Below are 6,518 nucleotides of genomic sequence, written 5' to 3' on the forward strand. Positions count from 1 at the left end.
CGAGGGGTCGGGGGTGAGGGAACAACTTAACCCGATCCCCGACCCCCATCAACCGATCCCCAACGTTACTCCGTCACCATCACAGGTGGGGCAGTTTGTTCAGCGCTGCGTTCTTGCAGCAACTCAAAGAACTTAGCGTCAGGGTCGGTAATGCTGATCAACTTGACCATGTACATCGGCTGGAGCGCTTGATGATCTTCTTTGCGGAAGGTGTAGATGCCTTTTGGCCCTTCAAAGCTCATACCTTCGAGCGCTGCGATCAAGGCATCGGCGTTGGTATCGCCCTTGGTTGCTTCCAAACCGCGCACGGTTGCGATGCCTGAGGCCATCCCGCCAGCGGTGAAGAGATCGGGGTATGAGCCATATTTAGCTTTGTGCTGCTCAACCAACCAATCGTTGACTTCGTTCTTGGGCAGGGTGTAGTGGTAGGCAATCATGCCAACCGAGCCAACCGCATCGGCATAAACCATCGGCATGGTCACGTTATCGCCAAAGCCAGTCGCCAAGGTCAATTTATCGAGCACGCCTTGCTCTTGCATTTGCTGGAACAAGCGTGGAAAGTTGGCTCCGGCCCAAGTGACCATCAACACTTTGGCCTGTTTTTCGTCGGCAGCATCGAGCAATTTTTGCAAATAGGGGGTAAAGTCGGTTGTATCGGCGGGAATAAACACATCATCCGAGACGAAGGTGCCACCGTTGGCCTCGATGATCGAGCGCCACGAAGCGGCTGAGCCTTTGCCAAAATCGGTATCGGGAGCCAATTGTACAAACTCTTTGCCAACGTTCTCGACCATATACGGGCCGGCGGTCAAGGCATCTTGCAAGGTATTGCGGCCAGTGCGGAAGACGAAGCGATTGAAATTCGAGCCAGTAATTTGTGGCCCAGCCGCTGGATCAATCATCGCAATGATATTGTTTTCTTTGGCAATTTCAATCACGGTCAAGGCGCTTGAGGTTGAGGCACAGCATTGCAGCAATTCCACGCCATCTTTTTCGATCAACTCACGCGCTAATTGACGAGCGCGTTCGGGGTTGTTTTCGTCGTCTTTGACAATCACTTCAATTGGGCGGCCAGCAACTTGCATTGTGCCGTTGGTGGCATACTCCAAACCCAACATAAAGCCATTGATTTCTTGGGTTCCATACAACGACAAGGCCTTGGATTGATCGGTGATCAGGCCAATTTTGATCGGTTTGCCAGTCGCGGCAGCGCTATCGCTGGTTGGCGCGGCGGTTGGTTCGGTGCTTTCTGTCGTTGCGGCAGGCGCGGTCGTCGCGGGAGGAGCTTCGGTGGCTTGGGCTGAATCGCTGGTTGGATTGGTGGCGGCAGTTGGTTCAACTCCAGTGCCACTGCTACAGGCAGCCAACAGCTGAATTGCAGTAACCAGAATTACCAACATCGAAATCAAACGCTTCATTACGTGCGTCCTCCTTTGGACTATGCAATTGAAGTAGCTCTCACTTCAGCATAGCAAAGGCCAGTTACACTTGAGTTACAGTTGATGCAGCGTTTGTTCGGCTCGTTGGTAGGCGGCTTTGGTGGTGGGCATTGGAGCTAAGCCCAAATCGTGCTCAAGCACTTGTTGGCAACGTTGATAGCTGCGTTGCAATTGCACCCGATTGCCAAGTTGGGCATAGGCCATAAAGCTAGCTTGATAGGCGTTTTCTTGATAGGGATCAGCTTGTAAAGCGGCTTCGGCCCACTCCAAGGCTTCGGTTGGTTGCTGTTCAGCCAACAATAATTGGGCTAATTCGCAGGCAGCTTGCACAAAATGATGGCGCAATTGCTCACGCACAGCATTCGCCCAATCGCTATACAAACAATCGCCCAAAAAATCGCCAGCATACAAATTGAGTGCTTGGCGATAGTAATTAATGGCTTCTAGTGGATTGCTAGCGTGGTTGGCACGTTGCAGCAATTGCTCAAAGCGTAGCACATCCAGCTGAATTGGCGCAGTATCAAACGCCAAACGATAGGCAGTATTACGGCGTTGAATATAGCTTGAGGCTTGGCGCGTCGGGCGTTCTGGCTCCAACACAGCGGTTAGCGCATTCAGGGCAACTTTAAAGTGGGCTTCGGCTTGATTTGGGGCTAAATCAGGCCAGAACAGATCGCAAATTTGCTCACGCTGAATCCATTGGCCGCGTTGGGTAATTAAAATCCCAAGCAAGGCGATTGCCGATTTACGACCCCAATTGAGCACTTCGCTTGAGCCACGCCAGGCCCGCATTTGGCCAAAGGCTTGCAAATGCAACACTTGTGGGGTTTGCCAGCGGCTAGGTGGCAAAATCAAATTGGGCTGTTCGTGGATGATAATCCCGCTGCTGGCTGGCTCGCTTCCTAGCTGCCCAAGTTGTTGCAAGGCATTAATTCGTGCCTCGGTCATTACCAACATGCCCAGCGAAATAATCGTGTGGGTACGTTCGAGCCACCAGGCCAAGGCTTCTGGCTCACGATCCAAGGCTTGCTTCAAAAATTGGGTCATCACATTGGTTGAAAGATGGGTAACGAGCATGCTGTGAACTGGTGAAATGCCTTGTTGGGCACGTTGCACCGCCACCTCACGCCAATAATCGGCATAGGTTGAGGTTGTGCCTTGGGCTAAATCGATCTCGATTGAATGAATGGCATTGTAGAGCGCCATTTTGACATGCTGCTGCGGCAAGCTGGCATACACAGGCACATGGTTAGCAACAATTTGCTCGGACACATGATCAACAAAATCGGGCAAGAGTTGATGAAAAACACGTACTACCTGTTGCATACGCTACTCCTCAGCGGTGAGGTAATGATTGGTCGATGCAGGTGGGGTGGGCTAAGCCTTGAACCAATATTATAGCAGAGCCATGAAAATCAAAAGGCAGAAGACAAAATCAAAAAACCTATTTCCGCCAGAGCCGAATGTTACCGCAGAGTCGCAACGTGTTGATAAGGATGAGGGATGAAGAACATCGAGAGATGGAATTGGAACCACGAAGAACGCGAAAAACGCGAGGTAATTTACCTTCGTGTTCTTCGTGTTCTTCGTGGTTAAAAAAGCTCTGCGCCTCTGCGTTAAAAAAATAGCCCACGAGCGACTGATTAGACTTGAAGTTGAAGGTACTTGCCTACAAGCCTAAAAACAATTCATGGAAACGGGCATCGCCAGTTAATTCGGGGTGAAAAGCGGTTGCCAAGAGTTTACCCTGACGAGCCGCCACAATCCGCCCATCATCTAAACTGGCTAAAGTTTCGACGGCCTCACCCACCTTATCGATCTGCGGGGCACGGATAAAAACTGCATGAAATGGTGCTTCGCCAAGCACTGGCACCTGCAAGTTGGTTTCAAAACTATCAACTTGGCGACCAAAAGCGTTGCGTCGCGCAGTAATATCCATCAAACCAAGCGCTGGCTGGCCTTCAACTCGACCTTCGGCAATTTCCTTGGCCAGCAAAATCATGCCAGCGCATGTGCCCCAAATTGGCATGCCTTCGGCGGCTCGTTGCTGAATTGGCTCCAGCAAATCGAAGCGCACCAACAATTTACCAATCGTCGTGCTCTCGCCACCAGGAATAATCAAACGCTCAACTTGGACTAATTGTTCAGGCAAGCGCACCTGCAAGGTTGCCACGCCCAAGCCTTGGAGCATTGTTTCATGCTCAATAAACGCGCCTTGCAGCGCCAAAACTCCAACCGTCATTGCTTTATTCCTTTTTGAATATAAAAAAGAAGGCAATCGGCTAGCATCGTTGCTGCTTTGCCTTTTGCCTTCTGCCTTTTGACTTTATAACATTACCAACCGCGTTTGGCGAGCAACTCGTTCTCTGGGATGGTATCGATGTTGATGCCGACCATGGCTTCGCCCAAGTTGCGGCTAATTTCGGCCAAAAGCTTGGCATCGCGGAAGTGGGTGGTTGCTTCAACAATTGCTTTAGCGCGTTTGGCAGGATTGCCCGATTTGAAAATCCCTGAGCCAACGAACACGCCATCAACACCCAATTGCATCATCAAAGCAGCATCGGCTGGAGTTGCAATCCCGCCAGCAGCGAAATTGACAACTGGTAAGCGGCCTAATTCAGCAATTTGCTTGACCAATTCATAGGGAGCTTGCAAGTTTTTGGCAGCCACAAACAACTCATCGGGATCGAGGGTTTGCAAACGGCGAATTTCGGCGAACATCGTGCGAGCGTGGCGCACAGCTTCAACCACATTGCCCGTGCCAGCTTCGCCCTTAGTGCGAATCATGGCTGCGCCTTCGGTGATGCGGCGCAAGGCTTCGCCCAAATTACGAGCGCCACAGACGAATGGCACTTTGAAATTGTGCTTGTTGGTATGATGTTCTTCATCAGCAGGCGTGAGCACTTCGCTCTCGTCAATATAATCAACCCCAATCGCTTCGAGGATTTGCGCTTCAACAAAGTGACCAATCCGTGATTTAGCCATCACAGGAATGGTGACTGCTTCAATGATGCCTTGGATCATTTCGGGGTCGCTCATACGAGCCACGCCGCCATCCTTACGAATATCGGCTGGAACCCGTTCGAGCGCCATCACGGCGACTGCGCCAGCTTCTTCAGCAATTTTAGCTTGGTCTGGCGTAACCACATCCATAATCACGCCGCCCTTGAGCATTTGGGCCAAGCCGACTTTGGTGGTAAATGTTGAAGTTTCCATTGCAATTCCTCTGGTGGATTGATGATTTTGAGTGTCGTTTGATTAGACAGGCGCTATTGTACCATGGCTGATTGTGACAATCGATAAACATTGCGGGGGGACAAAGGGGGACAATCGTGCATGATCGGCAATTTTGACGGCGCAAGGTAGCCTATGGTACGATCAGCCCAATCAATCATAAATTGCTATTCAAATGTTGTGCAAACAGTTGGGGGAAATCCGGTGCAAATCCGGTGCAGTCCACGCTACGGTAAGCCTTTGGCCAAGCCCGAATACCCATTGAATAGTTGATTTCTGGGTTGGCTTGCGTTGGCACAAGCACAACCAACGCGTTGTTATCTGTTCCTTAGCCAACTGGCTAAGGTTTTTTTGATTTAGGAGGCACGCATGCTCCGACGAGCAGCCATCCATCGCTGGTTATTGGTTTTAGTCGCGCTATTTGTGGCCATGCCAGTTGCGGCGCAAGCCCCGACCGAAGGCGCAAAAGCTGGCGCGTGGATTGTCACTCAGGCTCAGGCCGATGGCAGTTTTCCTGGCTTTGGGTTGGGCGAAACCGCCGATGCCGTCTATGCCTTGAAGGCAACTGGCTTGAAAGTTGATCTCAACGTTCAAAGCTTTATCGAAAAAAATGCTAGTGCAATCGCCGCTAAGCCTGGGGTTGCCGCCAAGTTTGTGTTGGCCGAATTGTTGCTGGGCTACAATCCTCGCGCCGTTGCCGGAACCGATTTGGTCGCGGCTGTAACTGGCAGCTACAAAGCCGATAGTGGTATGTATGGTGGCGATGTCACGACCCATGCCTTGGCTTTGTTGGCCTTGAATGCTGCTGGCGCACCAGTCGAAAACAAAGCGATCAACACCTTGAACTCGGTCCAAATCGCCGATGGATCATGGTCGTTCAGCGGCGATACAACTGCTGGCGCTGGCGATACCAATACCACCGCTTTGGTAGTACAAGCCTTGGTTGCGATTGGTCAAGGTAAGAGCGAAGCTGTTACCAAGGCGCTGAGCTACTTGCAAAGCCAACAAAATAGTGATGGTGGTTTTCCCTATTCGAAGGCTTCGAGCTATGGCAGCGCCACCGATGCCAACTCAACCGGCTTGGTAATTCAAGCGATTGTGGCAACTGGCGGTAATCCAACCGCTGCACCTTGGGCGACGGCGACTGGCAATCCATTGAGTGCCTTGTTGAGCTTGCAAAATGCCAGCGGTGCGTTCCGCTACGATGCAGCAACGCCCGATGATAATGCGTTTGCGACATATCAAGCTACGCCTGCTTTGTTCTATGTGACCTATCCTTTGACCGCCTTGGTGACAGCACCCCAACCAACTGCTGTGCCAAGCACACCTGTGGCAACCGCTACCCCCAAACCAAACACCCCAATTACCTTGCCCGACACTGGCGCACCTGCATTGCCATTATGGCCAGTGGTGATTGTGTTTGGCTTGGCTTGTATTGTGGCTGGTTTACGTTTGCGCCGCGTCGCTTAATCTATATATTCCCTCACCCCCTCACCCCATCTCCCGCCCAGCAGGCGAGGGGGGAGCCGCGAAAAGCCCCTCGCCCGCCGCAGTGGGAGAGGGGTTGGGGTGAGGGCATTCTTTACCGAAAATGATTGGCTAGGATTCGCCATCGATGTTCATGCCCTCGCCCTCTCGCCCACCCAGCGAGGCGAGGGGAACCAGCCCAATTAAGTGCCCATCTCCCTGCGAGGCGAGGGGAGCCGCGAAAAGCCCCTCGCTCGCCGCAGTGGGAGAGGGGTTGGGGTGAGGGCATTCTTTACCGAAAATGATTGGCTAGGATTCGCCATCGATGTTCATGCCCTCACCCCCTCGCCCAGCGAGGCGAGGGGGGAGCCGCGAAAA

The 6,518-nt window shown here is 52.1% G+C and carries 5 protein-coding genes and 1 riboswitch; of the genes, 1 reads left to right on the forward strand and 4 read right to left on the reverse strand.

What is annotated here, in order from left to right; genetic code table 11:
- Positions 1-65: 65 nt before the first annotated feature.
- The 4 genes from DEF47_RS15580 to pdxS form a co-directional block, all read right to left on the reverse strand.
- Complete coding sequence (locus DEF47_RS15580; protein WP_012191335.1) at positions 66-1,418, reverse strand: substrate-binding domain-containing protein; 1,353 nt, start codon at positions 1,416-1,418, stop codon at positions 66-68.
- A 75-nt stretch (positions 1,419-1,493) separates the two neighbouring features.
- Entirely contained in the window at positions 1,494-2,765 is a 1,272-nt protein-coding gene (locus DEF47_RS15585; RefSeq protein WP_012191336.1) for an AfsR/SARP family transcriptional regulator, read from the reverse strand.
- Positions 2,766-3,108: 343 nt separating this feature from the next.
- The gene (pdxT, locus tag DEF47_RS15590; protein WP_012191337.1) at positions 3,109-3,681 is read right to left on the reverse strand and encodes a pyridoxal 5'-phosphate synthase glutaminase subunit PdxT; all 573 of its coding nucleotides are present in this window, start codon (positions 3,679-3,681) and stop codon (positions 3,109-3,111) included.
- Between the two features lie 92 nt (positions 3,682-3,773).
- Complete coding sequence (gene pdxS, locus DEF47_RS15595; protein ID WP_012191338.1) at positions 3,774-4,655, reverse strand: pyridoxal 5'-phosphate synthase lyase subunit PdxS; 882 nt, start codon at positions 4,653-4,655, stop codon at positions 3,774-3,776.
- 174 nt (positions 4,656-4,829) lie between these two features.
- Positions 4,830-4,952: riboswitch (cobalamin riboswitch) on the forward strand.
- A gap of 90 nt (positions 4,953-5,042) precedes the next feature.
- Between pdxS and DEF47_RS15600 the strand changes: the two genes are divergently transcribed.
- The gene (locus DEF47_RS15600) at positions 5,043-6,143 is read left to right on the forward strand and encodes a prenyltransferase/squalene oxidase repeat-containing protein (protein ID WP_012191339.1); all 1,101 of its coding nucleotides are present in this window, start codon (positions 5,043-5,045) and stop codon (positions 6,141-6,143) included.
- The last annotated feature ends 375 nt before the right edge of the window (positions 6,144-6,518 follow it).

The sequence above is a fragment of the Herpetosiphon sp. genome (assembly GCF_003512625.1).
Lineage (GTDB): Bacteria > Chloroflexota > Chloroflexia > Chloroflexales > Herpetosiphonaceae > Herpetosiphon > Herpetosiphon aurantiacus.

Excerpts from the sequence above, each read along its gene's own strand:
- DEF47_RS15580 (WP_012191335.1), bottom strand. The coding sequence starts at position 1,418 with ATGAAGCGTTTGATTTCGATGTTGGTAATTCTGGTTACTGCAATTCAG.
- DEF47_RS15585 (WP_012191336.1), bottom strand. The coding sequence starts at position 2,765 with ATGCAACAGGTAGTACGTGTTTTTCATCAACTCTTGCCCGATTTTGTT.
- pdxT (WP_012191337.1), bottom strand. The coding sequence starts at position 3,681 with ATGACGGTTGGAGTTTTGGCGCTGCAAGGCGCGTTTATTGAGCATGAA.
- pdxS (WP_012191338.1), bottom strand. The coding sequence starts at position 4,655 with ATGGAAACTTCAACATTTACCACCAAAGTCGGCTTGGCCCAAATGCTC.
- DEF47_RS15600 (WP_012191339.1), top strand. The coding sequence starts at position 5,043 with ATGCTCCGACGAGCAGCCATCCATCGCTGGTTATTGGTTTTAGTCGCG.